1 protein-coding gene is annotated in these 1,025 nt (G+C 34.5%); it reads right to left on the reverse strand.

Annotated features, from left to right (window positions below):
• Positions 1 to 1,025, reverse strand: a 1,025-nt coding sequence (locus J3353_RS16065; RefSeq protein WP_207685253.1) for a hypothetical protein, incomplete at both ends; no start/stop codon positions are given.

Below are 1,025 nucleotides of genomic sequence, written 5' to 3' on the forward strand. Positions count from 1 at the left end.
TTTTCCTTCTTTTTTTATTTCTTCCATAATCTTTTTTTCAAGTATCCCCGATTTTTCCCAAGTAGCAAGAAGATCATCTACTTTTTTTAAATCTGCTGCTCTCATTTCTCTAATCGCCGGTACACTTCTAAGCGTTATCTTTTTTGAATATCCTTCCAATGCATTACAGATTTTATCTCTATACGCCTCAAAATTCACAAACAAGCTTCTTATAATATAAAACTCAATTTCACCCTTCTTGATTTTAGGAGTGACGACCTCGAAAACCTTTGACTGATCAACCGCGTTCAAAGCCGCTATCTTCTCTACAATCTGAGGCATCAATCCGCGCGCTGCTCTTCCAATATGTTCCAGGACATCCTTTGCAGCTGCCGAAAGCGTTGAAATATCAACATCTGCCTTTTTTAGAGATTCCCTTGTCAAGTAGAAATACCGATCCAAACGTATTTTCTCCAAATGTTTTGGCTCAGATTCAACCCATTTAATTATCGAAGGAATATTCCATGCTTTAAATTTCTCATTTTCATTATCAGGCGATTCTATGCACTCAAGCATTGCTTTAAATTCTTCATTTTCCGTTGTAAATCTTTTATTCCACTCATTTAACTGTATAAACAAGTCATTATCCAGCTTTTGAAGAACAAGGAGTTTGGCCAATACTCGTGTGTCAAGAGCGCCTTCATCAGTTCCAAAATACAATTCTGCCAATTTCTTTTTTGTTATATAGGTATTTAAAAATCGTTTTGTTTGTCTAGGATTACCTTTTAAATTTCCTGCAACAATGGCTTTTATTCCGGCAATAACATCTACTGTTTCTTCAAATTTTCTTTTATTCTCATCTCCAATAAAATCCATCGCCTTTTCCTTTATTTTCTGCACATCGATAACATCATCCGATATGAGAAGCTTTTCTTTTTTTATCTTTTCTAAAAAAGCTTCAAACTGCTCCTTTGGGCAGTACTCTTGTACAACCAAGAACATCAAATAATTTTCTATATCTTTTGATGACAGTTCTGGTATATAAA

The sequence above is a fragment of the Faecalibacterium sp. Marseille-Q4137 genome, assembly GCF_017377535.1.
Classification (GTDB): domain Bacteria; phylum Bacillota; class Clostridia; order Oscillospirales; family Ruminococcaceae; genus Faecalibacterium; species Faecalibacterium duncaniae.